The organism is Streptomyces sp. NPDC048484 (assembly GCF_040651415.1).
Lineage (GTDB): Bacteria > Actinomycetota > Actinomycetes > Streptomycetales > Streptomycetaceae > Streptomyces.
Window position 1 is genome coordinate 170,300 of the sequence record NZ_JBEZJY010000002.1, and the last position, 25,333, is coordinate 195,632.

The window sequence follows — 25,333 nt, forward strand, 5'->3', positions numbered from 1 at the left end:
GGCCTCTCGGGGGGTACGGGCGTGGCGAACGGCGGTCCGGTCGAGCACGGCTACCCGCACCTGGAGACGGTGCGGGCGGCCGTCACCGCGCTGTACAAGCGGCTCTCCTACGACACCATCCACGCGTTCGCCACCAGTGTGGCCCCCGCCGACGTGGCGTTCTGCGACACGGACGATCTGTATCTGGGGGCCCAGCGGGTGGCCCGCGAGCTGGTGCGTCACTTCCGGCTGCCGGACGCCCGCATGATCGTGAGTTTCCGCGAGATGCGGCACGCGGCGAATGTCGAACTCGCCGCGGGTCCGGAGTACTTCATCGAGCTGAACGACCGCTTCCGTACGCACCGGAAGGACATCGGCGCCGCGCTGGCACACGAGGTGATGCACGTCTATCTGCACCGCCTCGACCTGTCCTTCCCCGGCACCCGCGCCAACGAGATCCTCACGGACACGGCGACGACGTATCTCGGTGCGGGCTGGCTGCTGCTCGACGCGTACCGGGAAGACGCGTCGTCCTCGCAGAAGCTCGGCTATCTGACGCCGGAGGAGTTCGGGTACGTGCTGGCCAAGCGTTCGCTGGTCTTCGGTGAGGATCCGGCCACCTGGTTCACCAGTGCGCAGGCGTACTCCGCGTACACGCGGGGCGCGGCGCAGGCCCGCCGGGACGAGCGACAGCCGCCGCTGACCGCGGCCGGCTGGGCGGGCCGCCGCCGCTATGCGAAGGACCGCCGTCACGCTCAGGAGCATCCCGCCCCGAGCCCGGCCGCTGCGGCTCCGGCCGCCGTCGCCCCGTACACCTTCACGCCGGACGGACGCGGCCCGCTGCGGGTCTCGTTTCCCTGTCCGACCTGCCATCAGCGGATCCGGGTGCCGGTTCGGGGGCGTGTACGGGCGCGTTGCGGGCTTTGTCGCTCGGTGTTGGAGTGCGACACGTAAGGGGGCCCTAGGGGCGCGGGTCCGCCCCGTGGACCGCGGCCGGTGGTTGTGCCTCGGCGAGGAGTCGCAGGGCCGTGTCGCCCGCCTCGGAGGGGGTCCATCGGGCCCCCTTGTCGGCGCTGGGGCCGGGCCGCCAGCCGTCCATGACGGTGATCCGGCCGCCCTCGGTCTCGAAGACCCGGCCGGTTGTCCCGGCGCTCGCGTCGGAGCCGAGCCAGACGACGAGCGGTGACACGTTCTCGGGGGCCATCGCGTCGAAGTCGCTGTCCGGCGCCGCCATGGCCTGGGCGAAGGCGTCCTCGGTCATCCGGGTCCGCGCGGCCGGCGCGATGGCGTTGACCTGCACTCCGTAGCGTCCCATCTCGGCGGCGGCCACCAGGGTGAGCCCGATGATGCCGGCTTTGGCGGCGCTGTAGTTGCCCTGCCCGACAGACCCCGAAAGGCCTGCTCCGGAGCTGGTGTTGACTATCCGGGCCTGCGGCATGTGCCCCGCCTTCGCCTGGGCCCGCCAGTGCGCGGCGGCGTGCTTCAGTGGCAGGAAGTGGCCCTTCAGGTGGACGCGCATGACGGCGTCCCAGTCGTCCTCGTCGAGGTTCACCAGCATGCGGTCGCGCAGGAAGCCCGCGTTGTTCACCAGCGTGTCGAGCCGTCCGAAGGTGTCCACCGCCGTGTGTACGAGGGAGGCGGCGCCCTCGGTCGTCGCGATGTCCCCGGCGTGTGCGACGGCCTCGCCGCCGGCCGCCGCGATCTCGTCGACGACCTGTCGGGCCGGGCTGTCGGCCCCGGGCGAACCGTCGAGTCCGACGCCCAGGTCGTTCACGACGACCCGCGCCCCCTCGGCCGCGAAGGCGAGCGCGTGGGCCCGTCCGAGCCCGCGTCCCGCCCCCGTGACGATCACCACCCGCCCGTCACAGATGCCGACGCCTGTCCCTCTCCCTGTGCCTGCGACTTGCCCTGCTCCTTTCCGTGCTCCTCTCCCTGCGCCGGTGCCTGAGGTCACGTCACTCCTCCTTGGTCGACGGTGTTTTGCGCGGAGTTTTTCGCGCTGTTCTGCGCGGACTTGTTGGCGGTCGCCGCGTCCAGGAAGGCGGGCCGCTCGCCGCCGCCATGGACGAGGAGGCCGGCCCCGGTGATGTACGCGGCGGCGTCCGACGCGAGGAAGACGGCCGCCCTGCCGATGTCCGTGGGCGCGGCGAGCCGCCCCAGCGGGACGGTGCGGGAGACTGCTTCGATGCCGTCCTCGCCCCCGTAGTGGAGGTGGGACAGCTCGGTGCGGACCATCCCGACCACGAGCGTGTTGACCCGTACGTCCGGCGCCCACTCCACGGCCATCGAGCGCGCCAGGTTCTCCAGTCCCGCTTTCGCCGCCCCGTAGGCGGCTGTGCCGGGCGAGGGCCGGGTCCCGCTGACGCTGCCGATCATCACGATGGAGCCCCGGGTTCGTTTCAGCCGGTCGTACGCCGCCAGGGAGGCCGTCAGGGGCGCGGTGAGGTTGAGGTCGATCACGCGTGCGTGCCGCTCGGCCTCCGTCTCGGTGAGCAGCCGGTAGGGGGCGCCGCCCGCGTTGTTGACCAGGACGTCGAGCCGGGGCAGCCGTCCGAAGAAGGCGCGGACAGCCGGTGGGTCGCGTACATCGAGGGGAACGAACTCGGCGCCGTCGAGCGGTACTTGTGGTGGTCTGCGTGCGCAGACCACGACCTCGTCACCCGTTTCGGCGAATGCTCGGGCGATCCCGGCGCCGACCCCCCTGGTCCCGCCCGTGACCACAACGAGCCGCTTGTCCACAGGGCCTCCCGCTCGTCGGTATTCGCTGTTACCTTCACATCGGACCGAACCTAACAAACGTTTGGTGGAAAGGTAGCTGATGCGTCCATGGGTGTCTCCACCTCGTCCCCGGAAAAGGGGATTTCCGTTGTCACGGTCGACTTCCCGCCGGTGAACGCGCTGCCGGTGCAGGGCTGGTTCGAGCTGGCCGACACCGTGCGCGCGGCAGGCCGCGACAGCGGGATCCGCTGTGTGGTGCTGGCCGCCGAGGGGCGGGGGTTCAACGCGGGCGTGGACATCAAGGAGATACAGGCGAAGGGCGACAGGGCGAAGAGCGACAGAGCCCTGCTCGGCGCCAACCGCGGTTGCGCCGAGGCTTTCGCCGCGGTGTACGAGTGCGAGGTGCCGGTGGTGGCGGAGGTGCACGGCTTCTGTCTGGGCGGCGGGATAGGCCTGGTGGGCAACGCGGACGTGATCGTGGCGAGCGACGACGCCACCTTCGGTCTGCCCGAGCTGGACCGGGGTGCGCTGGGCGCGGCCACACACCTGTCCCGTCTGGTGCCCCAGCATCTGATGCGCGCGCTCTACTACACATCACGCACGGCGACCGCGGCCGAACTGCACGGGCACGGGTCGGTGTGGCGGGTCGTGGCGCGCGACCGGCTGCGCGCGGCCGTGCTGGAGCTGGCGCGCGAGATCGCGGGCAAGGACGGACAGCTGATCCGGCTCGCCAAGGCCGCGATCAACGGCATCGACCCTGTCGACGTGCGCCGCAGCTACCGCTTCGAGCAGGGCTTCACGTTCGAGGCGGGCCTCGGTGGCACGGGCGACCGGGTCCGCGACACCTTCGGAAAGGCCGGAGAGGTCCGAGAGGCCGGAGATGCCGGAGAGGTCCGAGAGGCCCGAGAGGCCGGAAAGGAGGGCGGGTAGATGGGTGACAAGACGATGACCGCCGACGAGGCCGTCGCCCGGCTGGAGAGCGGGATGACCCTCGGTATCGGGGGCTGGGGCTCGCGCCGTAAACCGATGGCCCTCGTGCGGGCGCTGCTCCGCTCAGCGATCACCGATCTCACGGTCGTCTCGTACGGCGGCCCGGACGTCGGCATGCTCGCGGCCGCCGGGCGGATACGGAAACTGGTCGCCCCGTTCGCGACGCTGGACTCGATCCCGCTCGAACCGCACTACCGGGCGGCCCGCGAGAGCGGCGCCCTCGAACTGATGGAGATCGACGAGTCGATGTTCATGTGGGGGCTGCGGGCAGCCGCCAACCGCCTCCCGTTCCTGCCGGTGCGGGCCGGCATCGGCTCGGACGTCATGCGGGTCAATCCGGGCCTGCGTACGGTCACTTCGCCGTACGCGGACGAGTCGACGGGCGTGTGCGAGACCTTCGTCGCCATGCCGGCCCTGCGGCTGGACGCGGCGCTGGTCCATGTGAACCGCGCCGACCGGGCGGGCAACGGGCAGTATCTGGGCCCCGACCCGTACTTCGACGACCTGTTCTGCGAGGCGGCCGGGGCGGCGTACGTGTCCTGTGAGCGGATCGTCGACACGGCGGAGCTGACCAAGGCGGCGCCCCCGCAGACGCTGCTGATCAAGCGGCTCCACGTGAGTGGTGTGGTGGAGGCGCCGAGCGGGGCGCACTTCACGTCGTGCGCGCCGGACCACGACCGGGACGAGGCCTTCCAGCGGCTGTACGCGTCCATGCCCTGGCCCGAGTTCGCCGAGAGGTTCCTCGCGGGTGACGAGCAGACCTACCGGACCGCCGTCGAAGCATGGCACGAGGAGCAGCGATGAGCACGGCGTCGAACGCATCACCGGACACATCACCGGACACGTCCCCGAGCGCATCACGGAGCACATCGCTGACCGGCGTCACCCGCGCCGAGTACTGCGTGATCGCCTGCGCCGAGGCGTGGCGGGGCGACGGCGAGGTGCTGGCCAGCCCGATGGGCCTGATCCCGTCGATCGGCGCCCGCCTCGCCAGGCGCACCTTCTCGCCCGACCTGCTGCTGACCGACGGCGAGGCGATGCTGGTGGGGCTCGACGGCACCCCGGAGGGCTGGCTGCCGTACCGGCAGCATCTGGCCCTGGTGACCGGCGGGCGTCGGCACGTGATGATGGGCGCGAGCCAGATCGACCGTTTCGGCAACCAGAACATCTCGTGCGTGGGCGACTGGGAGCGTCCCACCCGGCAGCTGCTCGGAGTGCGGGGCGGCCCCGTCAACACGGTGAACAACCCGGTCAGTTACTGGGTGCCCAGGCACTCGGCGCGGGTCTTCGTCGAGAAGGTCGACATGATCGGCGGGGTGGGGTACGACAGTGCCGCGGCGGCCGGTCCCACGGCGACACGTTTCCACCGCATCCCGCGGGTGGTCTCGAACCTCGGGGTGTTCGACTTCGCGACCCCGGACCACTCGATGCGGCTGGCCTCGCTGCATCCGGGGGTGACGGTCGAGGAGGTCGCCGCGGCGACGGCCTTCGAGCTGACCGTCCCGGACGACGTCCCGTACACCCGTGAACCGTCTACGGCGGAGCTGGAGTCGGTCCGCGAGATCATCGATCCGCGGGGCCTGCGCGATCGTGAGGTCAAGGGCTGATGGAGACCGCGTTCACCAGGCTCGTCGGCGTCCGGCACCCGATCGTGCAGACCGGGATGGGCTGGGTGGCGGGCCCGCGTCTGGTCTCCGCCGCGGCGAACGCGGGCGCGCTGGGCATCCTGGCCTCCGCGACGATGACCCCCGACCAGCTGCGGGCGGCGGTTCGCGAGGTCGCGTCCCGTACGGAGGCGCCGTTCGGGGTGAACCTGCGCGCAGACGCGGGGGATGCCCGCGACCGCGTACGGATCATCGTGGAGGAGGGCGTGCGGGTGGCCTCCTTCGCGCTCGCGCCCTCCCGCGAGCTGATCGCCGAGCTGAAGGACGCGGGCGTGGTCGTCGTGCCCTCGATCGGGGCCCGCCGCCATGCCGAGAAGGTCGCGGCCTGGGGAGCGGACGCGGTGATCGTGCAGGGCGGCGAGGGCGGCGGCCACACCGGAGAGGTGGCGACCAGCGTGCTCCTCCCCCAGGTCGTGGACGCCGTCGGCATACCCGTCGTCGCGGCGGGTGGCTTCTTCGACGGCCGGGGCCTGGTCGCGGCGCTCGCGTACGGCGCCGCGGGAGTCGCCATGGGCACCCGGTTCCTGCTCACCTCGGACTCGACGGTGCCTGACGCGGTGAAGGCCCGGTATCTCGCGGCCACGGTGAAGGACGTCACGGTGACGACGGCCGTGGACGGACTGCCGCACCGCATGCTCCGTACGGCTCTGGTCGACTCCCTTGAGGGAGCGGGCCGTACGAGGACCCTGACCCGGGCGGTGCGCCGGGCCGCCGGGTTCAGGAAGCTCTCGGGCCTCACCTGGTCCCGGATGATCCGCGACGGTATGACGATGAAGCACGGCAAGGACCTGACCTGGAGCCAGGTACTCCTGGCCGCGAACACCCCGATGCTGCTGCGCGCGTCGATGGTGGAGGGGCGCGCGGATCTGGGGGTGATGGCGTCGGGTCAGGTGGCGGGTGTGATCGACGACCTGCCGTCGTGCGCGGACCTGGTGGACCGAATAATGACGCAGGCCTGGGAAACACTGCGCACCCTTCCCGATCCGGGGACGTGACACAGGCTCTAAAGCCGCTCGACAATGGTCACGTTGGCCTGTCCCCCGCCCTCGCACATCGTCTGCAGCCCGAACCGCCCCCCGGTCCGCTCCAGTTCGTGCAGAAGTGTGGTCATCAACTTCACTCCGGTCGCCCCCAGCGGATGTCCCAGCGCGATCGCACCGCCGTTGACGTTGACCCGCTCAGGATCCGCGCCGGTCTCCTTCAGCCAGGCGAGGACGACGGGCGCGAACGCCTCGTTGATCTCCACGAGGTCGATCTCCTCGATGGACATCCCGGCCTTCTTCAGGGCGTACGCGGTGGCCGGTATGGGAGCCGACAGCATCCGTATCGGATCCTCCCCGCGGACGGAGAGCTGGTGCACGCGTGCCCGGGGGGTGAGCCCGTGCTCGCGGACGGCCCGCTCCGAGGCGAGCAGCATCGCGGCCGCCCCGTCGGACACCTGCGAGGAACAGGCGGCGGTGATGGTGCCGCCCTCGACCACCGGTCGCAGACCCGCCATCTTCTCCAGCGAGGTGTCCCGCCGGGGGCCCTCGTCGACCGTGACGTCCCCGAACGGCACGGTCTCCCGCTCGAAGCGTCCCTCGTCGATCGCGCGCAGCGCCCGCTGATGGGACCGCAGGGCGAACTCCTCCTGGTCCCGCCGGCTGATCCCCCACTTGGCCGCGATCAGCTCGGCGCCGTGGAACTGGTTGACGGGCCGGTCGCCGTACCGTGCCCGCCATCCCTCACTGCCCGCGAACGGCCCCTGGGTGAGCCCCAGCGGCTCGGCCGCCTGCCGGGAGGCGAAGGCGATGGGGATCTGTGTCATGTTCTGGACGCCGCCCGCGACCACGAGGTCCTGGGTGCCCGAGAGCACGCCCTGTGCGGCGAAGTGCACGGCCTGCTGCGAGGAGCCGCACTGCCGGTCGATCGTGACCCCCGGCACCTCCTCGGGCAGCCCGGCCGCCAGCCAGGACGTCCGTGCGATGTCACCGGCCTGCGGTCCCACGGTGTCCAGGCATCCGAAGACGACGTCCTCGACGGCGGCCGGGTCGACTCCGGAGCGCGCGACCAGGGCTTTGAGGACATGTGCGCCCAGGTCGGCCGGATGGGCCCCGCTCAGGCCGCCCTTGCGACGCCCCACGGGTGTACGGACCGCTTCGACGATGTAGGCCTCGGCCATGCCAACTCCCCTGGATCAACTGCGCTCTACGGCTGTTTGCCCGGTGTCCGCTGCTCTGCTCGCTGTCCTGCTCGCTGCTCTGTCCGCTGTTCTCGTACGGCGATTCCGTCCAGCACCATCGACAGGTACTGCCGGGCGATCTCGTCCGGGCTGTGCTGTCCGCCGGGCCGGTACCAGGACGCGGCGACCCACACGGTGTCGCGCACGAACCGGTAGGTGAGCCGGATGTCGAGGTCGTCCCGGAAGACCTCGCCGGCCACGCCCCGCTCCAGCGTGGTCAGCCACGTCTTCTCGAACTTGCGCTGCGACTCGGCGAGGAACGTGAAGCGCTCCTGTGCGACGAGCTGCTTGGACTCCTTCTGGTAGATCGCGACGGCCGCGCGGTGCCGGTCGATCTCCCGGAACGACTCGGTGACCAGAGCCTCCAGCGTCTCGCGCGGGCCGAGTTCGGCGTCCAGGACGGTGTCGTAGCCGTCCCAGAGCTCGTCGAGGAACGTCCGCAGGATCTCCTCCAGCATCGATTCCTTGGAGTCGAAGTGGTAGTAGAGGCTGCCCGCGAGCATGCCCGCGTGGTCCGCGATCTTGCGCACGGTGGTGGCGTTGTAGCCCTGCTCGGCGAAGACCTCGGCGGCGGTGCCGAGGAGTTCACGGCGGCGCTCGGGCGAGGCGGTCACCTGGGGCTTCTTCTTGGTAGGCACGGCACCATTGTGGTCCTCATCACCACACCGACACCCCACCCGGCCCGGCGGAGCGCTCACGCATGCTGGCTGCTGACGGAGACGACCTCGCCGGTCAGGTACGAGGAGTAGCCGGACGCCAGGAACACGATCACGTTGGCCACCTCCCACGGCTCGGCGTACCGCCCGAAGGCCTCGCGGGCCGTCAGCTGCTCCAGCAGTTCGGGGGTCGTCACCTTCACCAGGTGCGGATGCATGGCGAGGCTCGGTGCGACGGCGTTGACCCGCACTCCGAATCCGGCCGCCTCCATCGCCGCGCACCGGGTCAGCGCCATCACGCCCGCTTTCGCCGCCGCGTAGTGCGCCTGCCCGGCCTGGGCGCGCCAGCCGACGACGGACGCGTTGTTGACGATCACTCCGCCGTGGCCGCCCTCGCGAAATGCCCGCAGCGCCGCGCGGGTGCACCGGAAGGTGCCGTTCAGTGTCACGTCGAGGACTCTCGTCCACTGCTCGTCGGTCATGTCGACAAGGTCCGACGTCCCGCCGAGGCCCGCGTTGTTGACCATGATGTCGAGCCGGCCGTGCAGCCGCAGGGCCGCGCCGAAGAGTGCCTGCACCTGAGTTTCGTCGGTGACGTCGCAGGCGAGCGCCGCGACCCCCTCGAACTCCCCGGCCAGCTCCGCCTCGTACTCCTTCAGCCGCCGCTCGTGCGCGTCGCTGATCAGCACGCGCGCGCCCTCCTCCAGGAAGCGGCGGGCCGTCGCGCCGCCGATGCCCGCGCCCGCGGCGGCCGTGATGACGGCGGTACGTCCCTTCAGCAGCCCGTGCCCGGGCACGTACACCGGACCCTCGACGTCTGTCATGGCCCCACGCTAACCTACCAAACACTTGTTAGGGAAGTATGTGCCAGGGAAGGCAGCCAGTGCCGCGGCACTGGCCCGAGATCAGATCCGTTCACTTCCAGGAAGGTGCCCGTGGACCTCACGCACTCCCCCGCCGACGCGGCGTTCCGCGCCGAGGCCCGTGCGTGGCTCGACGCGCACGTACCGGCCGAGCCGCTGCCCTCCCTGGAGACCGAGGAGGGCTTCGCGGCGCACCGCGTCTGGGAGGCCGAACTCGCCGCGGACCGCTGGTCGGTGGTGTCCTGGCCCGCCGCGTACGGCGGGCGGGACTCCGGGCTCGTCCGGTGGCTGGTCTTCGAGGAGGAGTACTACGCGGCGGGCGCCCCGGGCCGGGTCGGCCAGAACGGCGTCAGCCTCCTCGCGCCGACCCTCTTCGACCACGGCACCGAGGAGCAGCGCGCGCGGATCCTGCCACCGATGTCCTGCGGCGAGGTCGTCTGGGCGCAGGCCTGGTCCGAGCCGGAGGCCGGTTCCGACCTCGCCTCGCTCAGGTCCCGGGCGGTGCGTACGGACGGCGGCTGGCTCGTGAGCGGGCAGAAGACGTGGTCGTCGCGGGCCGCGTTCGCCGACCGTGCGTTCGGCCTGTTCCGCAGTGAGCCGGACACCCCGAAACCCCATCAGGGTCTCACCTACCTGATGTTCGACCTGCGGGCGCCGGGCGTGACCGTCCGCCCGATAGGCCGGCTGGACGGGAAGCCAGCCTTCGCCGAACTCTTCCTGGACGAGGTGTTCGTGCCGGACGAGGACGTGATCGGCGAGCCCGGCCGGGGCTGGCGGGTGGCGATGTCGACGGCGGGCAACGAGCGCGGTCTGACGCTCCGCTCCCCCGGCCGCTTCCTGGCGTCGGCGGGGCGGCTGGCCGCGCTCTGGCACGAGCGCGGCCGGGACCCGTACACCCGTGACCGGGTGGCCGACGCGGTGATCGGCGCCCGCGCGTACCAGTTGTTCACGTACGCGGCGGCGTCCCGCTTCCTCGACGGCGAGCCGCTCGGAGCGGAGTCCAGCCTGAACAAGGTCTTCTGGTCCGAGTACGACATCGCCCTGCACGAGACCGCGCTCGATCTCCTCGGCGCCGACGGGGAGTTGGCGGACGCGGGCGAGGGCGAGGGCGGCTGGGCCGAGGGGTACGTCTTCTCACTCGCGGGGCCCATCTACGCGGGTACGAACGAGATCCAGCGCGACATCATCGCCGAGCGGCTTCTCGGCCTGCCGAAGGGACGCCGCTGATGCGTTTCCTCCTCGACGGCGAACAGACCGCCTTCGCCCGTTCGCTGGACGCCATGCTGACGGCGGCGGACACGCCCGCGGCCGTACGGGCCTGGAGTGCGGGGGACCCTGCGGCCGGGCGTGCGCTGTGGTCGCGTGTCGCCGACGCGGGGGTGTTCGCGCTGGCGGTGCCCGAGGCGTACGACGGGCTCGGGCCGCGCTCCGTCGAACTGGCTGTCGCCTTCGTGGAGTTGGGGAGGCATGCGGTGCCGGGGCCGCTGGTGGAGACGGTGGCGGCGGCCGCGCTGCTCACCGAGCCGGGGCTCGCGAACCTCGCGAAGAGGTTCCTGCCGGGGATGGCCTCCGGGGAGACGGTCGCGACGGTGACCCTGCCGGGCGGGGGGCCGTACGTCCTGGACGGGGACGTGGCGGATGTGGAATTCGCGGTGCGGGAGGTGTCCGGGGGCGGGAGCGGGGTTGAGCTGGGGGGTGGGGCTGAAGCTGGGGCTGGGACGGGGGCTGGGACGGCGGCCGGCGCTGGGGTAGGAACTAGGGCTCGGGCAGGAGCTGGGGCTGGGGCTGGGGAGCTTTGGGCGGCGCGGGTTGGTGTGTCCCGGGGAGTTGTTCCGTGTCGTTCCCTCGATCCCGCCCGGCGGCTCTGTCTCCCCCGCCCCGGGGGTGAACTCCTGGCTGTCGGCCCCGAGACAGCCGCGGGCGCCGCCGCCGCCCTCCGCTGGGCGCGTCTCGCGACCGCCGCACAGGCCCTCGGGGTGGGTCTCGCCCTGCTCGACAGGACCGTGGCGTACGTCAAGCAGCGCAGCCAGTTCGGCGTACCCGTCGGCTCGTTCCAGGCGGTCAGGCACCGGCTGGCCGACGCGAAGATCGCCCTGGAGTTCGCACGCCCGCTGCTCTTCGGCGCCGCGCTGTCGATGGACCCGGCCGACCTCGCCGCCGCCAAGGTCGCGGCCTGCGAGGCGGCGTACGCCACCGCCCGTACGGCCCTGCAACTGCACGGCGCGATCGGCTACACCGCGGAGTACGACCTGTCCCTGTGGCTGACCAAGGCGCGGGCGCTGCGTTCCGCCTGGGGCAGCCCGGGCGAGTGCCGGGCGCTGGTGCTCGACACGGACGGTCTCAGTGATGCTCGTCGCTGTTCGTGAGTTCGCGGTACTCCTCGGCGGTCGGCTTGGGGATGTGCGCGTTCTGCCCGTACATGGCGTGGGCCAGGCGCGCCCGCAGCCGTTGGGAGGGCCCGGCCTTGCGTTCGACTCCGTTCTCGTCCACGAGCGGGCCCACGTCGTAGGGCGGATCCTGTTCGTGCTGGGTGAGAGTGAACCGCTGGGCCTGGGTGAGGGGTTCGTGCACCTCGACGTACTCGCCGTGCGGCAGCCGCCTGATGGTGCCGGACTCCCTGCCGTGCAGCACCTTGTCCCGGTCGAGGCGCTGGAGGCCGAGGCAGACGCGCTTCGTGACGATGAAGGCGATCACCGGTACGACGAAGAAGGCGATCCGTACGAACCAGGTGATCGAGTTGATCGACAGGTGGAGGTGGGTGGCGACGATGTCGTTGCCGCCGCCGATGAGGAGTACGGCGTACAGGCTCAGCCAGGAGACGCCGAGTGCGGTGCGGGTGGGGACGTTGCGGGGGCGGTCGAGGATGTGGTGCTCGCGTTTGTCGCCGGTGAGCCACGCTTCTATGAACGGGTAGACGCCGATCGCCAGCAGGATCAGCGGGAAGAGGGTGAAGGGGATGAAGACACCCAGTTGCAGGGTGTGGCCCCAGGCGTTGATCTCCCATCCCGGCATCACCCGGATCAGCCCCTCGGAGAAGCCCAGATACCAGTCGGGCTGGGCGCCGGTGGTGACCAGGTCCGCCCGGTAGGGGCCGAACGCCCACACGGGGTTGATGGTGGCGATCGCGCCCATCATCGACAGCACGCCGAAGACCAGGAAGAAGAAGCCGCCCGCCTTGGCCATGTAGACCGGCATGAACGGCATGCCGACGACTGACTTCTGGTCTCGGCCGGGGCCTGGGTACTGCGTGTGCTTGTGGTAGAAGACCAGGATCAGGTGGGCGACGACCAGGCCGAGCATGATGCCGGGGAGGAGGAGGACGTGGACCGGGAAGAGCCTTGAGATGATGTCGTGTCCTGGGAACTCTCCGCCGAAGAGGAAGAAGGAGAGGTACGTGCCCACGATCGGCACGGACAGGATCGCGCCCTGCGAGAAGCGGATACCGGTACCGGAGAGCAGGTCGTCGGGGAGCGAGTAGCCGGTCAGGCCGGTGATGATGCCGAGGAACAACAGGGTCCAGCCGAACGCCCAGTTCAGCTCGCGCGGCTTGCGGAACGCGCCGGTGAAGAACACGCGCATCATGTGCACGAGCATTCCGGCGACGAAGACCAGTGCCGCCCAGTGGTGGATCTGGCGGATGAGGAGTCCGCCCCGTACGTCGAAGCTGATGTCGATGGTGGACTCGTACGCCCTGGTCATGACGATGCCGTTGAGGGGCTCGTACGAGCCGTTGTAGACGACTTCCACGCCGCTCGGCTCGAAGAAGAGGGTGAGGTAGACGCCGGTGAGGATCAGGATGAGGAAGCTGTAGAGGCAGATCTCGCCCAGCATGAAGGACCAGTGGTCCGGGAACACCTTGCGCATCTGGGTCTTGGCCAGTGTGTAGACGCCGAGGCGTCCGTCGGCCCAGTCCGCCAGCTTTTCGCCGTTGCCTGTCTGCGCCGGGCGTCCGTTGCTCCGTGCGTCCATAGGTGGCCCTCCCCATAGGCTCAGTTCAGAGTGTCACGGGGTGCTGCGAAGCCAAAGGGGTTGTTCAGGTCCCTGATTTTGGCTGACTGCCGGCGGGGGTTGTTCGCGCAGTTCCCCGCGCCCCTGGGTGTGTGGTGGCGGGCGCCGGGGGGCGTGCGTTCCGGGGGTGCTTAGCCGGCCGCTCGTTCCTGGAACGACGGGAGTTCGGAGAGGCGTCGTTTGGTTGTGTCGTCCATCAGCTCGATGAGGCCCTCCTTGTCGAGGCCGCGGGCCAGGGTGTCGAGGTCGGTGTCGTCGAGCGTCCCGGCGATCTTCGCCACGGTTCGCCGGGCGGTCGGCGGCAGCGCCCTCACCATGGGCAGGAAATCCGCCCAGAGGCCGGTCGCCACCGCCCCTCGGACGAGCCCGTGGAGTATCGCGGGGTCGCGCAGCGCGGGCAGTGCGGCGACGGCCCGCAGCTCGTCCTCGCTCAGCAGGGACACGATCGGCAGCAGCGACTCCCACAGGTCCTGCTCGGCGGTGGCGCGTATGAGGGAGTCGAGCCGGGGCTCCGGCTGGGCGGCGGTCAGCGAGGCGATCCGCGCTCCCTGCTCGCCGGAGGCCATGCCCGCGACGGCCATGGCCTCCGGCCACAGGCCGTGGTCGCCGGCGGCCGCGATGACCGAACGGATTCGTTCGTCGTCCAGCAGGCCGACGATGTGTCCGAGCCGTTCGGGGTGGTCGATGACGAAGCCCGTGCGCAGCAGAGTCGTTTCGTCGAGCTGCGGCAGGATGCCCTTCAGCGCCGAGTCCCGCAGGTGGCCGACGAAGCGGCCCATCGTGAGGTGGTCGCCGCGTTCGGCGAGGACGAGGGCGATGCGTACGACGATGTCGTCATCCAGCCTGCCCATGATCCCGGCGATCCGGCGCGGGTCGACGTGGTGGCAGCAGCGGGCCGTGAAGTCGACCGGGAGCCGGTCGATGATGTCGGCCGCGCGGGCCGGTTCGAGGCGCCCGGCGAGCGCGGCGGCCAGGCGCGGGCCCAGTGCCTTCTGCGCGATGATCGCGGCGACCCCGGCGGGCAGCAGTCTCGTCATGGCGGCGATGCGGTCGAGCAGTGCGGGGTCGTTGTCGAAGAGGGCGGCGACGGCCCGTTCACGGAACAGGCGTATGTCGTCGGCGGGCAGCTTTCCGAGGAACGCCAGTTGCTGTGGTTCGACGTCCAGCAGCCTCGCGAGCTTCAGGGTCTCGGCTCTGCCGCGCAATGTGTCCATGCGGATCACCCCTGACGGAAGAGCATCCGGCGGACGGGTTTCCTGGTCAGGGCCGGTACGACGGTGAGGGCGTCCTCGACCGCCTCGTTCAGTCCGGAGGCCCGGCGTTCCCGTGCCCGGCGCAGTGCCTGGGAGAGCAGCAGGGTTTGTGTGCTGTCCAGCGAGGTGAAGCCCGCCGGCAGTGGCACGCCCAACGCTGCTCGCAGTAATGCCAGTTCTTCCGCGCTCACAGTCCTCCCCCGATGCTCACAGAACTTCCACCCGATGCGGCGCGGCACCCTGCGCCGATCGTACTCTTTGCGCATGAAACGCGCTGGCCGTCTGCTGTTCGTCACCGTCCCTCTCGTCGCGGTGGCGGCGTGTTTCGTCGTGGCCGAGCAGAGCGGTGACGGTTCGGGGTCGGATGGCGGGGTCGCCGCTCCTGCCGCGTCGGCAGGCCTTGATTCGCCGGAGAAGAAGGAGTTGGCCCAGCGGATCGTGTCCAGCGCCGAGAACTCCAGCCTCGACTGGCGCCGGCAGTACGACTACATCGAGGACATAGGCGACGGCCGCGGGTACACCGCCGGCATCATCGGCTTCACCTCCGGTACGCACGACCTGCTCGCCCTGGTCGAGCGGTACACGGAGTCCGACCCGGACAACGCCCTGGCCCGCTACCTCCCCGCGCTGAGGGAGGTCAACGGCTCCGACTCGCACGAGGGGCTGGGCCCAGAGTTCGTCACGGCCTGGAAGACGGAAGCGCGGAAGCCGGCGTTCAAGCGTGCCCAGGACTCCGCACGGGACCGCAACTACTACAACCCGGCGGTCCGCCTCGCGAAACGCGACGGCCTGGGAGCGCTCGGCCAGTTCATCTACTACGACGCCATCGTCATGCACGGGCCCGGTAAGGATCCCGGCTTCTACGGCATCCGGGAGCAGGCCATGAAGCAGGCGGACACCCCGGCGGAGGGCGGGGACGAGGAGGCCTACCTCGACATCTTCCTGGATGCCCGGCGCAAGACGATGAAGGCCGAGGGGCGTGACACCTCGCGGCTGGACACGGCCCAGCGGAGGTTCCTCTACAACGGGAACCTGGACCTTGAGACCCCGCTGAAGTGGCAGGTCTACGGCCAGCCGTACGAGGTGAAGTAGCTCCGCCTTCACAGCCCCCGGTCACCGGAGGCCTCCGGACGCACCACGGCGCCCACCAGGTCCGGTCGGGGACGAGGGCAGGCGCCGTGCTCAGTTCCGTACGCCGTTGTACGGGACGTCTTGGGGGTGGGGCGTCAGACCATGAGGGAACGGTCCGTGGGGCGGACCGGAGCCGGCAGTTCGCTGACCCCGGTCAGGAAGCGGTCGACCCCGCGGGCGGCCGAACGGCCCTCCGCGATGGCCCAGACGATGAGGGACTGGCCGCGCCCGGCGTCACCGGCGACGTACACGCCGGGAACGTTGGTCGCGTAGTCGTCGTCGCGTGCGATGTTGCCGCGCGCGTCGAGTTCGAGAGCGAACTGGGAGACCAGCCCGTTCTCCTGGTCGGTGCCGGTGAAGCCCATGGCGAGGGTGACCAGCTGGGCGGGGATCTTGCGCTCCGTGCCCGGCTTGGGCGTCAGCTTGCCGTCGATGAACTCGACCTCGCCGAGGTGCAGCCACTGCACGTTGCCGTCCTCGTCGCCCTCGAAGTGGGTGGTGGAGACGGCGTAGACCCGCTCGCCGCCCTCCTCGTGCGCGGAGGTCACCTTGTAGAGCATGGGGAACGTCGGCCAGGGCTGGTGCGGAGCACGGTCCGCGCCCGGCTGGGGCATGATCTCCAGCTGGGTGACGCTGGCCGCGCCCTGGCGGTGGGCGGTGCCCACGCAGTCGGCGCCGGTGTCGCCGCCACCGATGACGACGACATGTTTGCCCTCGGCGGAGATGGGGGGCGCCACGAAGTCGCCCTCCTGCACCTTGTTGGCGAGCGGCAGGTACTCCATCGCGAAGTGGATGCCGTTCAGCTCGCGCCCGGGGACCGGCAGGTCGCGGGAGACGGTCGCGCCTGCCGCGATGACCACGGCGTCGTACCGCTTGCGCAGGTCGGTGGCCTTGAGGTCGCGGCCGATCTCGATGCCCGTACGGAAGCGGGTGCCCTCCGCGCGCATCTGCTCGATGCGGCGGTTGATGTGCCGCTTCTCCATCTTGAACTCGGGGATGCCGTAGCGCAGGAGGCCGCCGACTCGGTCGGCGCGCTCGTAGACGGCGACCGTGTGGCCCGCGCGGGTGAGCTGCTGTGCGGCGGCCAGACCGGCGGGGCCTGAGCCGATGACGGCTACCGTCTTGCCGGAGAGGCGCTCGGGGGCCCGGGGAGCGACGTCGCCGCTGTCCCACGCCTTGTCGATGATCGAGACCTCGACGTTCTTGATGGTCACGGCGGGCTGGTTGATGCCCAGCACGCACGCCGACTCGCAGGGGGCGGGGCACAGCCGGCCGGTGAACTCCGGGAAGTTGTTCGTGGCGTGCAGCCGCTCGGAGGCGGCGGACCAGTCCTCGCGGTACGCGAAGTCGTTCCACTCGGGGATGAGGTTGCCGAGCGGACAGCCCTGGTGGCAGAAGGGGATGCCGCAGTCCATGCAGCGTGAGGCCTGCGTGGGGATGATGGGGAGGAGAGAACCCGGGACGTAGACCTCGTTCCAGTCCTTGACGCGCTCCTCGACGGGGCGGGTCCTGGCGACCTCGCGTCCGTGGTTCAGAAAGCCCTTGGGATCAGCCATTGGTCGCCGCCTCCATCATCTTCTCGGTGATCCCGGACTCGTCGAGTCCGGCTCGCTCGGCGGCGTCCTTGGCGGCGAGCACTGCCTTGTACGTACTGGGGATGATCTTGCTGAAGCGGTCCACGGCTGTGTCCCACTCGGCCAGGAGCTTCCCGGCGACGGTGGAGGCCGTCTCCTCCTGGTGGCGGCGCACGACGTCGTGCAGCCACTGCTTGTCGGTGTCGTCGAGGGGCTCGACCGCGCCGAGGTTGCCTGCGTTGACGTTGTCGCGGTTCAGGTCGATGACGTACGCGATGCCGCCCGACATACCGGCCGCGAAGTTGCGGCCCGTCTCGCCGAGCACGACGGCGTGACCGCCGGTCATGTACTCGCACCCGTGGTCGCCCACGCCCTCGGAGACCACGGTCGCACCGGAGTTGCGGACGCAGAAGCGCTCGCCGGAGCGGCCGCGCAGGAAGAGCTCGCCGCCCGTCGCGCCGTACGCGATGGTGTTGCCCGCGATCGTGGAGAACTCGGCGAGGTGGTCGGCGCCCCGGTCGGGACGGACGACCACGCGGCCGCCGGAGAGGCCCTTGCCGACGTAGTCGTTGGCATCGCCCTCCAGGCGCAGCGTCACGCCGCGCGGCAGGAAAGCGCCGAAGGACTGGCCCGCGGAACCGGTGAAGGTGATGTCGATCGTGTCGTCGGGCAGTCCCGCGCCGCCGAACTTCTTCGTCACCTCGTGGCCGAGCATGGTGCCGACCGTGCGGTTGATGTTGCGGATCGCGACCTGGGCGCGGACCGGCTGGGCGTCGGTGGCGCCGGTCGCGTTGAGGGCGTCGGCGGCGAGCTTGATCAGCTCGTTGTCGAGCGCCTTCTCCAGGCCGTGGTCCTGCTCGATGACCTGGTGGAGCGGGGTGCCCTCGGGCAGCTCGGGCACGTAGAAGAGCGGGGTCAGGTCCAGGCCCTGCGCCTTCCAGTGGTCGACGGCACGGGTGACGTCGAGCGCCTCGGCGTGGCCGACGGCCTCCTCGATGGTGCGGAAGCCCAGCTCGGCGAGGATCTCGCGGACCTCCTCGGCGATGAACTTGAAGAAGTTCACGATGTACTCGGCCTTGCCGGTGAACCGGTCCCGCAGGACCGGGTTCTGGGTGGCGATGCCGACCGGGCAGGTGTCCAGGTGGCAGACGCGCATCATGACGCAGCCGGAGACGACGAGCGGCGCGGTCGCGAAACCGAACTCCTCGGCGCCGAGCAGCGCGGCGATGACGACGTCACGGCCGGTCTTCAGCTGCCCGTCGGTCTGTACGACGATGCGGTCGCGCAGGCCGTTCAGGAGCAGCGTCTGCTGGGTCTCGGCGAGGCCGAGCTCCCAGGGGCCGCCGGCGTGCTTGAGCGAGGTGAGCGGGGAGGCGCCCGTGCCGCCGTCGTGGCCGGAGATCAGAACGACGTCCGCGTGCGCCTTGGAGACACCTGCGGCGACCGTGCCGACGCCGACCTCGGAGACCAGCTTCACGTGGATCCGCGCCTGCGGGTTCGCGTTCTTCAGGTCGTGGATCAGCTGGGCGAGGTCTTCGATGGAGTAGATGTCGTGGTGCGGGGGCGGGGAGATGAGGCCCACGCCGGGGGTGCTGTGCCGCGTCTTGGCGACCCACGGGTACACCTTGTGGCCGGGCAGCTGGCCGCCCTCGCCGGGCTTGGCGCCCTGGGCCATCTTGATCTGGATGTCGTCCGCGTTGACCAGGTACTCGGAGGTGACGCCGAAGCGGCCGGAGGCGACCTGCTTGATCGACGAGCGGCGCGCCGGGTCGTAGAGGCGGTCCGCGTCCTCGCCACCCTCACCGGTGTTGGACTTGGCGCCCAGCTGGTTCATGGCGATGGCGAGCGTCTCGTGGGCTTCCTTCGAGATGGAGCCGTACGACATGGCGCCGGTGGAGAAGCGTTTGACGATCTCGCTGACCGGCTCGACCTCGTCGATGGAGATCGGCTCACGCCCCGACTCGAAGCCGAAGAGGCCGCGCAGGGTCATGAGGCGCTCGGACTGCTCGTTCACGCGGTCCGTGTACTTCTTGAAGATGTCGTAGCGGTTGCTGCGCGCCGAGTGCTGGAGGCGGAAGACCGTCTCCGGGTCGAACAGGTGCGGCTCGCCCTCGCGGCGCCACTGGTACTCGCCGCCTATGTCGAGGGCACGGTGCGCGGGCGCGATGCCGCTGGCCGGGTACGCCTTCGCGTGGCGGGCGGCGACCTCCTTGGCGACGACGTCGATGCCGACGCCACCGATCTTGGTGGCGGTGCCCTTGAAGTACTTCTGGACGAAGGCCGTGTCGAGGCCGACGGCCTCGAAGACCTGGGCGCCGCGGTAGGAGGCGACGGTCGAGATGCCCATCTTGGACATGACCTTGAGGACGCCCTTGCCGAGGGCGTAGATCAGGTTGCGGATGGCCTGCTCGGACTCGATGCCCGGGAGGAACGTCCCCGCCCTGACCAGGTCCTCGACGGACTCCATCGCCAGGTACGGGTTGACGGCGGCGGCGCCGAAACCGATGAGGAGGGCCACGTGGTGGACCTCGCGGACGTCGCCCGCCTCGACCAGCAGGCCCACCTGGGTGCGCTGCTTGGTGCCGATGAGGTGGTGGTGGACGGCCGCGGTGAGGAGCAGCGAGGGGATCGGCGCGTGCTCGGCGTCGGAGTGCCGGTCGGAGAGGACGATCAGCCGTGCGCCGTTCTCGATGGCGGCGTCGGCCTCGGCGCAGATCTCCTCGATGCGGGCGGCGAGGGAGTCGCCGCCGCCGGAGACGCGGTACAGGCCGGACAGGGTCGCGGCCTTCATGCCCGGCATGTCGCCGTCGGCGTTGATGTGGATGAGCTTGGCCAGCTCGTCGTTGTCGATCACCGGGAAGGGCAGGAGGACGCTGCGACAGGACGCGGCGGTCGGCTCCAGGAGGTTGCCCGCGGGGCCCAGCGAGGAGCGCAGCGAGGTGACGAGCTCCTCGCGGATGGCGTCCAGCGGCGGGTTGGTGACCTGCGCGAACAGCTGGGTGAAGTAGTCGAAGAGCAGCCGCGGGCGCTCGGACAGGGCCGCGATCGGCGAGTCCGTGCCCATGGAGCCGAGCGGTTCACCGGCGGTCTTGGCCATCGGGGCGAGGATGATGCGCAGCTCTTCCTCGGTGTAGCCGAAGGTCTGCTGGCGGCGGGTGACCGAGGCGTGCGTGTGCACGATGTGCTCGCGCTCGGGCAGGTCGGAGAGTTCGATCTCGCCGGCTTCCAGCCACTCCGCGTACGGGTTCTCGGCGGCGAGGCCGGCCTTGATCTCGTCGTCCTCGATGATCCGGTGCTCGGCGGTGTCGACGAGGAACATCCGGCCGGGCTGCAGGCGGCCCTTGCGGACGACCTTCGCGGGGTCGATGTCGAGGACGCCGACCTCGGAGCCGAGGACGACGAGGCCCTCGTCGGTGACCCAGTAGCGGCCGGGGCGCAGGCCGTTGCGGTCGAGGACCGCGCCGACCTGGGTGCCGTCGGTGAAGGTGACACAGGCCGGGCCGTCCCAGGGCTCCATCATCGTGGAGTGGAACTGGTAGAAGGCGCGGCGGGCCGGCTCCATGGAGGCGTGGTTCTCCCACGCCTCCGGGATCATCATCAGCACGGAGTGCGGGAGGGACCGGCCGCCGAGGTGCAGCAGCTCCAGGACCTCGTCGAAGGAGGCGGAGTCGGACGCGTCGGGCGTACAGACCGGGAAGATCCGGTCGAGGTCCTTGTCGGCGCCGAAGAGGTTCGAGACGAGCTGGGACTCGCGGGCGACCATCCAGTTGCGGTTGCCCTTGACCGTGTTGATCTCGCCGTTGTGCGCGACGAAGCGGTACGGGTGGGCGAGCGGCCAGCTCGGGAAGGTGTTCGTCGAGAACCGGGAGTGCACGAGCGCGATCGCGGAGGCGAAGCGGCGGTCGGACAGGTCCGGGAAGAAGGGCTCCAGCTGGCCGGTGGTCAGCATGCCCTTGTAGACGATGGTGCGGGCGGAGAGCGACGGGAAGTACACGCCGGCCTCGCGCTCGGCGCGCTTGCGCAGCACGAACGCCTTGCGGTCGAGGTCGATGCCCTGGCTCGACCCGTCCGACACGAACACCTGGCGGAAGTGGGGCATCGTGGAGCGGGCGGTGGCGCCGAGGAGTCCGGGGGCGACCGGGACCTCGCGCCAGCCGAGGACCGTGAGGTTCTCTTCGGCGGCGATCGTCTCGATCCGTGAGACGGCGTCGGCGGCGGTGTCCTCCGGCATGAAGGCGATACCGACCGCGTACGAGCCGGCCTCGGGCAGCTCGAATTCGGCCACCTCGCGGAAGAAGGCGTCGGGGACCTGGGACAGGATGCCCGCACCGTCACCGGAGTCGGGTTCGGAGCCGGTCGCGCCGCGGTGCTCAAGGTTGCGGAGCACGGTCAGCGCCTGTTCGACCAGCGCGTGGCTCGCCTCACCGGTGAGGGTCGCCACGAAGCCGACGCCGCAGGCGTCGTGCTCGTTGCGCGGGTCGTACATTCCCTGCGCGGCAGGGCGAGCATCCATGAAGGACCAGTTCTGGCCATGTGTGGAGTGCTGGGACGGCTGGCGCGGCGTACGCATCGGCTCTCCCGTCGTCGTCGTGGCTGGGGGCACCTCCCAGGCTGCGGGGCTCTGGGGGAGCAAGTGCCGAGGGACGACGTTGGCCCTTAGCTGGAGTGCAAAATTTCGTGCAGGTTACATGATGGAGCGGTTCTCGTGAACCGGACACCGCGTTCCACCATGCGGACGCCGTGGGTCTCGGCGGGGTGCCGCTCGTGGCGGCTGAAAAAAGGGGCCTTTTCGGTCAGATCGATGACCGGCGGCCCGATCGCGGCAGGCAACGTCACCTGCTGCTCGTGGTGTGCGGCGCGGGCGTCATTGCCTACGGCGCTTACGGCTCATGCCCAATGGTTAAGCGTTCGAAACCGCCGAGTAACGGCTACTTATGCAGTCCCTTGCATAGGCGCTCGATCAGGCGGTGCGCGTCATCCTACGGCCGTTCCGAACAAACCGCCCAGGGCGTATGTCACACCGGCGGCGGCCCCGCCCAGCGCGAGCTGCCGGACCCCGCTGAACCACCAGGACCTGGCGGTCACCTTGGCCACGATCGCGCCGCAGGCGAACAGCCCGACCAGCGCGAGCAGCAGGGCGGGCCAGAGGGTGGTCGCGCCCAGCAGGTACGGGAGGACGGGGAGCAGGGCGCCCAGGGCGAACGCGCCGAAGCTCGACACGGCGGCCACGGCCGGCGAGGGCAGGTCACCGGGGTCGATGCCCAGCTCTTCCCGCGCGTGTATTTCGAGCGCCTGCTCCGGATCCCTCGACAGCTGCCGGGCGACTTCACCGGCGAGGGCGCTCTCGACGCCGCGAGCCTCGTACAGCTCGGCGAGCTCGCGCTCCTCGTCCTGCGGGTGCTTTCTCAACTCCCGTCGCTCGACGTCGAGTTCGGCTTCGACGAGTTCACGCTGCGAGGCGACGGAAGTGTACTCACCGGCGGCCATGGAGAAGGCGCCGGCGGCCAGGCCCGCGAGTCCGGTGATGACGACGGTCCGGTGCGAGACGTCTCCGCCCGCCACGCCGGTCATCAGCGCCAGGTTGGAGACGAGGCCGTCCATCGCGCCGAAGACGGCCGGGCGCAGCCACCCCCCGTTCACGTCCCGGTGGGTGTGGTTGTCGCGGTGCGCCTCGTGCAGCGTCGCCTCGGTCTCGATGATGGCCATGCCGGGATCCCCCAGGGTGTTCAAGGATGTTCGAGCGAAGCATCGATTGAAGTACTCGATTGAAGTATTTCTACTTTTGGACAACATCCAAGTTACGCCTCGAATTCCGTGCCATCCAGCAAGGAAGGCCGTACTTACCTGCGCTTACGCCTCCCCTCCGCTCATCCGTGGTGACCAGCGCACAGATGTCGACCGGGTGACGCTGAGGTGCGCGAGGCTCCGGTGCACCGCTCCGTGGGGACACATGCGCAAAGGGGCTTCCGATCGTCTGGGACCCCGCGAGGGAGAGGCACCACCATGGCTTCGATCGCCTGCGTCCCGCCGGTACCGGCGCCCGGGGACACCACCGCTCTCCGCGACCGCGCGCGCGGCGCGTTGCTGGGGCTCGCCGTGGGAGACGCTCTGGGGGCGCCGGCCGAGAACATGAAGCCGTCCGAGATCCGCGCACGCTGGGGACGCATCACGGGATACGTGGCCGAGGAACCGGCCGGCACGGACGACACGGAGTACGCGATCTTCTCGGGGCTGCTGCTGGCCCGGCACGGTTCGGCGCTCACGGCCCGGCATGTGGAGGCGGCCTGGCACCAGTGGATCGCGGACCGGGACGAGGGACCGTTCCGGGGCGCGGGCTTCAGCGAGCGCGGCACGCTGGAGAACCTGCGCCGGGGGCTCGCGGCTCCGATCTCCGCCCAGCACCGGCACGCCTGGAGCGACGGCCTCGCCATGCGCGCGGCCCCCTTCGGGGTATTCGCGGCGGGCCGACCCGCGGAAGCGGCCCGGCTGGTGGCGATCGACGGCTCGGTGAGCCACGACGGCGAGGGCATCTACGGCGGCCAGGCCGTCGCGGCGGGCGTCGCCGCGGCGATGGCCGGCGCCCCCACGATCGTGGTCGTCGCCTCCGCCCTGGCGGTCATCCCCGACGACTCCTGGACGGCCCGCTCCCTGCGCCGGGCCGTGGCCTGCGCGCACCGCGGCGAACGCGCGGTCCGCTCGGCGGTCGTCATCGGCGGCTACCCCTGGACGGACCTGGCTCCCGAGGCCGTGGCCCTGGCCTTCGGCGCGTACGCGGCCGCCGACGGCGACTTCGAGGAGGCGGTCCTCACAGCGGTCAACATGGGCCGCGACGCCGACACCACGGCCGCGGTGGCCGGCGCCCTGGCCGGCGCGACCAGGGGCGCCGCATCGATCCCACCCGCCTGGTCGGCGGCCATCGGCCCCGCCAGAGGATCCTGCCTCCCCTCGATAAAGGGCCACCACATCCAGGACGTAGCAGACCTACTGACTCCGGACGAGGACTCCCAGTGACAACCGAACTGATCGACCCCGTACGCGACGAGCCACCATCAGGCGCCCCGTCAGCGGCCCCGTCAGGGGCCCTGACAGGGGCGCGGGGAACTGCGCGACAAGCCACAGCGCACCCGCAGCCCTCACCCGGCCCCAGGAAGGAACGGCGCATCGAGGCACTCCTGCTGGGCCTAGCCGCAGGCGACGCCGCCGGCTGGCCCGCGGCAAGGCACCGAGCCGCCCGCATGCCCGAATGGACAAGACGCCTGACCCGCGAACTGGACACCTTCGCGGAACAGAACGCGACCACCACCCTCCCCGTCCCCATCGCCCTGAACCAACCCCCGGAACCCCTCAGGCTCGGCCCCTCGGACGACGCCGAGTGGGCGGCGTTCGCAGCGGAGGCGGTCCTGCGGGCCGCCGACGCCGGCGCCCTCGGCGACCTGAGCCGAGAACGCCGGATGCGCGCCGCGATCGACCTGTCCTGGAACGCGATCGCCAGTGAGGTCGCCGCCGCGGCGGACCGCGCACCCGAGGTCGAGTCGGCCGTACTCCCCCTGCGCGCCCGCATCTCCGTACGGGCAGGCCTCGGCAACCTCGCCACCGGTCTGCGCCCGCCCGCCTCCGGCCACGACAACCCCCACTACTTCGACGACGCGGCCTGCGTACGGGCCTGCGTACTGGCCGTCGCGCACGCGGGAGACCCCCGGTCCGCCGCGGAACTGGCCGAGTTCGACGCCCGCTACACACAGGACGGCGACGGCGTGCACGGCGCCCGCGCGATGGCCGCGGCCGTCGCACTCGCGCTGAGCGGCGCCGACGTGGACTCCTGCGCGGCGGCGGCCCTCGCCGAACTCCCGGCGGCCACGGAGATCGGCCGCAACGCGCGCCACGCCCTCGCGCTCGCCCGCGGCTCCCTGGCGGAGGGGGGCGGCGCCTTCGGCCTCGTCCCCCTCCTGGAACACCAGATCGTCGACCACGTCTACAGCTACGGCATCGCCGCCGCCGAGACCGTTCCGGTCGCCCTCGCACTCGCCGTCGCGGCGCACGGCCGGATCGCGGAGGCGGTGCCCGCTGCCGCGTGTCTGTCCCGGGTCGCGGACTCGGCCCCGGCCCTCGCCGGCGCGCTGACCGGCGCACTCGGCGGGGGCGCGGCGATCCCCGCCGCCTGGCGCGACGCCTGCCGCACCCTCTCGGGCTGCGCACTGCCGCGGCTGACCGGCACGGACCTCATCGGACTCGCCGAGTTGCTGGAAGCGACAGAACTGGCCCTCCCGGAGGGATGA

At 70.7% G+C, this 25,333-nt stretch carries 20 protein-coding genes and 2 pseudogenes; 11 read left to right on the plus strand and 11 right to left on the minus strand.

What is annotated here, in order from left to right; translation table 11 throughout:
• Positions 1-21: 21 nt before the first annotated feature.
• Positions 22-933, plus strand: coding sequence for a hypothetical protein (locus tag AB0D14_RS02570; RefSeq protein ID WP_362773565.1), 912 nt, complete (start codon positions 22-24; stop codon positions 931-933).
• 7 nt (positions 934-940) lie between these two features.
• Here AB0D14_RS02570 and AB0D14_RS02575 read toward each other — a convergent pair whose 3' ends face one another.
• Positions 941-1,849, minus strand: coding sequence for an SDR family oxidoreductase (locus AB0D14_RS02575; RefSeq protein WP_362773916.1), 909 nt, complete (start codon positions 1,847-1,849; stop codon positions 941-943).
• Positions 1,850-1,929: 80 nt separating this feature from the next.
• Positions 1,930-2,718 carry an SDR family oxidoreductase gene (locus tag AB0D14_RS02580; protein WP_362773568.1) on the minus strand — a complete coding sequence of 263 codons (789 nt, stop codon included), beginning with the start codon at positions 2,716-2,718 and terminating at the stop codon, positions 1,930-1,932.
• Positions 2,719-2,805: 87 nt separating this feature from the next.
• On the opposite strand from AB0D14_RS02580, the gene AB0D14_RS02585 reads away from it, so the two are divergent.
• From AB0D14_RS02585 to AB0D14_RS02600, 4 genes are read left to right on the plus strand one after another with little or no spacing between them, the layout of a single operon-like run.
• Positions 2,806-3,627 carry an enoyl-CoA hydratase family protein gene (locus AB0D14_RS02585; RefSeq protein ID WP_362773570.1) on the plus strand — a complete coding sequence of 274 codons (822 nt, stop codon included), beginning with the start codon at positions 2,806-2,808 and terminating at the stop codon, positions 3,625-3,627.
• Positions 3,628-4,491, plus strand: a complete 864-nt coding sequence (locus AB0D14_RS02590) for a CoA-transferase (protein ID WP_362773573.1) — start codon at positions 3,628-3,630, stop codon at positions 4,489-4,491.
• A complete protein-coding gene (locus tag AB0D14_RS02595) occupies positions 4,488-5,294 on the plus strand; it encodes a CoA-transferase (RefSeq protein WP_362773575.1) in 807 nt (268 codons plus the stop codon). The genes AB0D14_RS02590 and AB0D14_RS02595 overlap by 4 nt, the downstream gene beginning before the upstream one ends.
• The gene (locus AB0D14_RS02600) at positions 5,294-6,346 is read left to right on the plus strand and encodes a nitronate monooxygenase (RefSeq protein ID WP_362773578.1); all 1,053 of its coding nucleotides are present in this window, start codon (positions 5,294-5,296) and stop codon (positions 6,344-6,346) included. The genes AB0D14_RS02595 and AB0D14_RS02600 overlap by 1 nt, the downstream gene beginning before the upstream one ends.
• A gap of 8 nt (positions 6,347-6,354) precedes the next feature.
• Here AB0D14_RS02600 and AB0D14_RS02605 read toward each other — a convergent pair whose 3' ends face one another.
• Genes AB0D14_RS02605 through AB0D14_RS02615 form a run of 3 tightly spaced genes read right to left on the minus strand, consistent with a single transcriptional unit; the run spans position 6,355 to position 9,052 of the window.
• Positions 6,355-7,512, minus strand: coding sequence for an acetyl-CoA C-acetyltransferase (locus AB0D14_RS02605; RefSeq protein WP_362773581.1), 1,158 nt, complete (start codon positions 7,510-7,512; stop codon positions 6,355-6,357).
• 26 nt (positions 7,513-7,538) lie between these two features.
• Positions 7,539-8,210: a TetR/AcrR family transcriptional regulator gene (locus tag AB0D14_RS02610; protein ID WP_362773583.1), complete on the minus strand. Its 672-nt coding sequence runs from the start codon at positions 8,208-8,210 to the stop codon at positions 7,539-7,541.
• 56 nt (positions 8,211-8,266) lie between these two features.
• Positions 8,267-9,052 carry an SDR family oxidoreductase gene (locus tag AB0D14_RS02615; RefSeq protein ID WP_362773586.1) on the minus strand — a complete coding sequence of 262 codons (786 nt, stop codon included), beginning with the start codon at positions 9,050-9,052 and terminating at the stop codon, positions 8,267-8,269.
• Positions 9,053-9,163: 111 nt separating this feature from the next.
• On the opposite strand from AB0D14_RS02615, the gene AB0D14_RS02620 reads away from it, so the two are divergent.
• The 3 genes and pseudogenes from AB0D14_RS02620 to AB0D14_RS02630 form a co-directional block, all read left to right on the plus strand.
• A complete protein-coding gene (locus AB0D14_RS02620) occupies positions 9,164-10,318 on the plus strand; it encodes an acyl-CoA dehydrogenase family protein (protein ID WP_362773589.1) in 1,155 nt (384 codons plus the stop codon).
• Positions 10,318-10,656, plus strand: a pseudogene (locus AB0D14_RS02625) (acyl-CoA dehydrogenase family protein); the annotation flags it as partial. The gene AB0D14_RS02620 and the pseudogene AB0D14_RS02625, both read left to right, overlap by 1 nt.
• A 369-nt stretch (positions 10,657-11,025) precedes the next feature.
• Positions 11,026-11,457: pseudogene (locus tag AB0D14_RS02630) on the plus strand (acyl-CoA dehydrogenase family protein); the annotation flags it as partial.
• On the opposite strand, the gene AB0D14_RS02635 reads toward AB0D14_RS02630, so the two are convergent.
• The 3 genes from AB0D14_RS02635 to AB0D14_RS02645 form a co-directional block, all read right to left on the minus strand.
• Positions 11,432-13,060 carry a cytochrome bc complex cytochrome b subunit gene (locus tag AB0D14_RS02635; protein ID WP_362773591.1) on the minus strand — a complete coding sequence of 543 codons (1,629 nt, stop codon included), beginning with the start codon at positions 13,058-13,060 and terminating at the stop codon, positions 11,432-11,434. The pseudogene AB0D14_RS02630 and the gene AB0D14_RS02635 sit on opposite strands and share 26 nt — an antisense overlap.
• Positions 13,061-13,230: 170 nt before the next feature.
• Entirely contained in the window at positions 13,231-14,313 is a 1,083-nt protein-coding gene (locus AB0D14_RS02640) for a hypothetical protein (protein ID WP_362773594.1), read from the minus strand.
• A 5-nt stretch (positions 14,314-14,318) separates the two neighbouring features.
• A complete protein-coding gene (locus tag AB0D14_RS02645; RefSeq protein ID WP_362773597.1) occupies positions 14,319-14,501 on the minus strand; it encodes a hypothetical protein in 183 nt (60 codons plus the stop codon).
• Between the two features lie 115 nt (positions 14,502-14,616).
• On the opposite strand from AB0D14_RS02645, the gene AB0D14_RS02650 reads away from it, so the two are divergent.
• A complete protein-coding gene (locus tag AB0D14_RS02650) occupies positions 14,617-15,444 on the plus strand; it encodes a chitosanase (protein ID WP_362773599.1) in 828 nt (275 codons plus the stop codon).
• Between the two features lie 134 nt (positions 15,445-15,578).
• Here AB0D14_RS02650 and AB0D14_RS02655 read toward each other — a convergent pair whose 3' ends face one another.
• The 3 genes from AB0D14_RS02655 to AB0D14_RS02665 all read right to left on the minus strand — a co-directional run bounded on the left by AB0D14_RS02655 (position 15,579) and on the right by AB0D14_RS02665 (position 22,763).
• On the minus strand, positions 15,579-17,039 hold the full coding sequence (locus tag AB0D14_RS02655) for a glutamate synthase subunit beta (protein WP_362773602.1): 1,461 nt from the start codon (positions 17,037-17,039) through the stop codon (positions 15,579-15,581).
• The gene (gltB, locus tag AB0D14_RS02660; protein ID WP_362773605.1) at positions 17,032-21,627 is read right to left on the minus strand and encodes a glutamate synthase large subunit; all 4,596 of its coding nucleotides are present in this window, start codon (positions 21,625-21,627) and stop codon (positions 17,032-17,034) included. Before gltB ends, AB0D14_RS02655 begins: the two co-directional genes overlap by 8 nt.
• A gap of 404 nt (positions 21,628-22,031) precedes the next feature.
• A complete protein-coding gene (locus AB0D14_RS02665; RefSeq protein ID WP_362773607.1) occupies positions 22,032-22,763 on the minus strand; it encodes a VIT1/CCC1 transporter family protein in 732 nt (243 codons plus the stop codon).
• Between the two features lie 297 nt (positions 22,764-23,060).
• On the opposite strand from AB0D14_RS02665, the gene AB0D14_RS02670 reads away from it, so the two are divergent.
• Both AB0D14_RS02670 and AB0D14_RS02675 read left to right on the plus strand, forming a co-directional pair.
• On the plus strand, positions 23,061-24,068 hold the full coding sequence (locus tag AB0D14_RS02670) for an ADP-ribosylglycohydrolase family protein (protein WP_362773610.1): 1,008 nt from the start codon (positions 23,061-23,063) through the stop codon (positions 24,066-24,068).
• A 71-nt stretch (positions 24,069-24,139) separates the two neighbouring features.
• A complete protein-coding gene (locus AB0D14_RS02675; protein WP_362773919.1) occupies positions 24,140-25,333 on the plus strand; it encodes an ADP-ribosylglycohydrolase family protein in 1,194 nt (397 codons plus the stop codon).

Excerpts from the sequence above, each read along its gene's own strand:
- AB0D14_RS02585 (WP_362773570.1), top strand. The coding sequence starts at position 2,806 with ATGGGTGTCTCCACCTCGTCCCCGGAAAAGGGGATTTCCGTTGTCACG.
- AB0D14_RS02590 (WP_362773573.1), top strand. The coding sequence starts at position 3,628 with ATGGGTGACAAGACGATGACCGCCGACGAGGCCGTCGCCCGGCTGGAG.
- AB0D14_RS02595 (WP_362773575.1), top strand. The coding sequence starts at position 4,488 with ATGAGCACGGCGTCGAACGCATCACCGGACACATCACCGGACACGTCC.
- AB0D14_RS02600 (WP_362773578.1), top strand. The coding sequence starts at position 5,294 with ATGGAGACCGCGTTCACCAGGCTCGTCGGCGTCCGGCACCCGATCGTG.
- AB0D14_RS02605 (WP_362773581.1), bottom strand. The coding sequence starts at position 7,512 with ATGGCCGAGGCCTACATCGTCGAAGCGGTCCGTACACCCGTGGGGCGT.
- AB0D14_RS02615 (WP_362773586.1), bottom strand. The coding sequence starts at position 9,052 with ATGACAGACGTCGAGGGTCCGGTGTACGTGCCCGGGCACGGGCTGCTG.
- AB0D14_RS02635 (WP_362773591.1), bottom strand. The coding sequence starts at position 13,060 with ATGGACGCACGGAGCAACGGACGCCCGGCGCAGACAGGCAACGGCGAA.
- AB0D14_RS02640 (WP_362773594.1), bottom strand. The coding sequence starts at position 14,313 with ATGGACACATTGCGCGGCAGAGCCGAGACCCTGAAGCTCGCGAGGCTG.
- AB0D14_RS02650 (WP_362773599.1), top strand. The coding sequence starts at position 14,617 with ATGAAACGCGCTGGCCGTCTGCTGTTCGTCACCGTCCCTCTCGTCGCG.
- AB0D14_RS02655 (WP_362773602.1), bottom strand. The coding sequence starts at position 17,039 with ATGGCTGATCCCAAGGGCTTTCTGAACCACGGACGCGAGGTCGCCAGG.
- gltB (WP_362773605.1), bottom strand. The coding sequence starts at position 21,627 with ATGCGTACGCCGCGCCAGCCGTCCCAGCACTCCACACATGGCCAGAAC.
- AB0D14_RS02665 (WP_362773607.1), bottom strand. The coding sequence starts at position 22,763 with ATGGCCATCATCGAGACCGAGGCGACGCTGCACGAGGCGCACCGCGAC.
- AB0D14_RS02670 (WP_362773610.1), top strand. The coding sequence starts at position 23,061 with ATGGCTTCGATCGCCTGCGTCCCGCCGGTACCGGCGCCCGGGGACACC.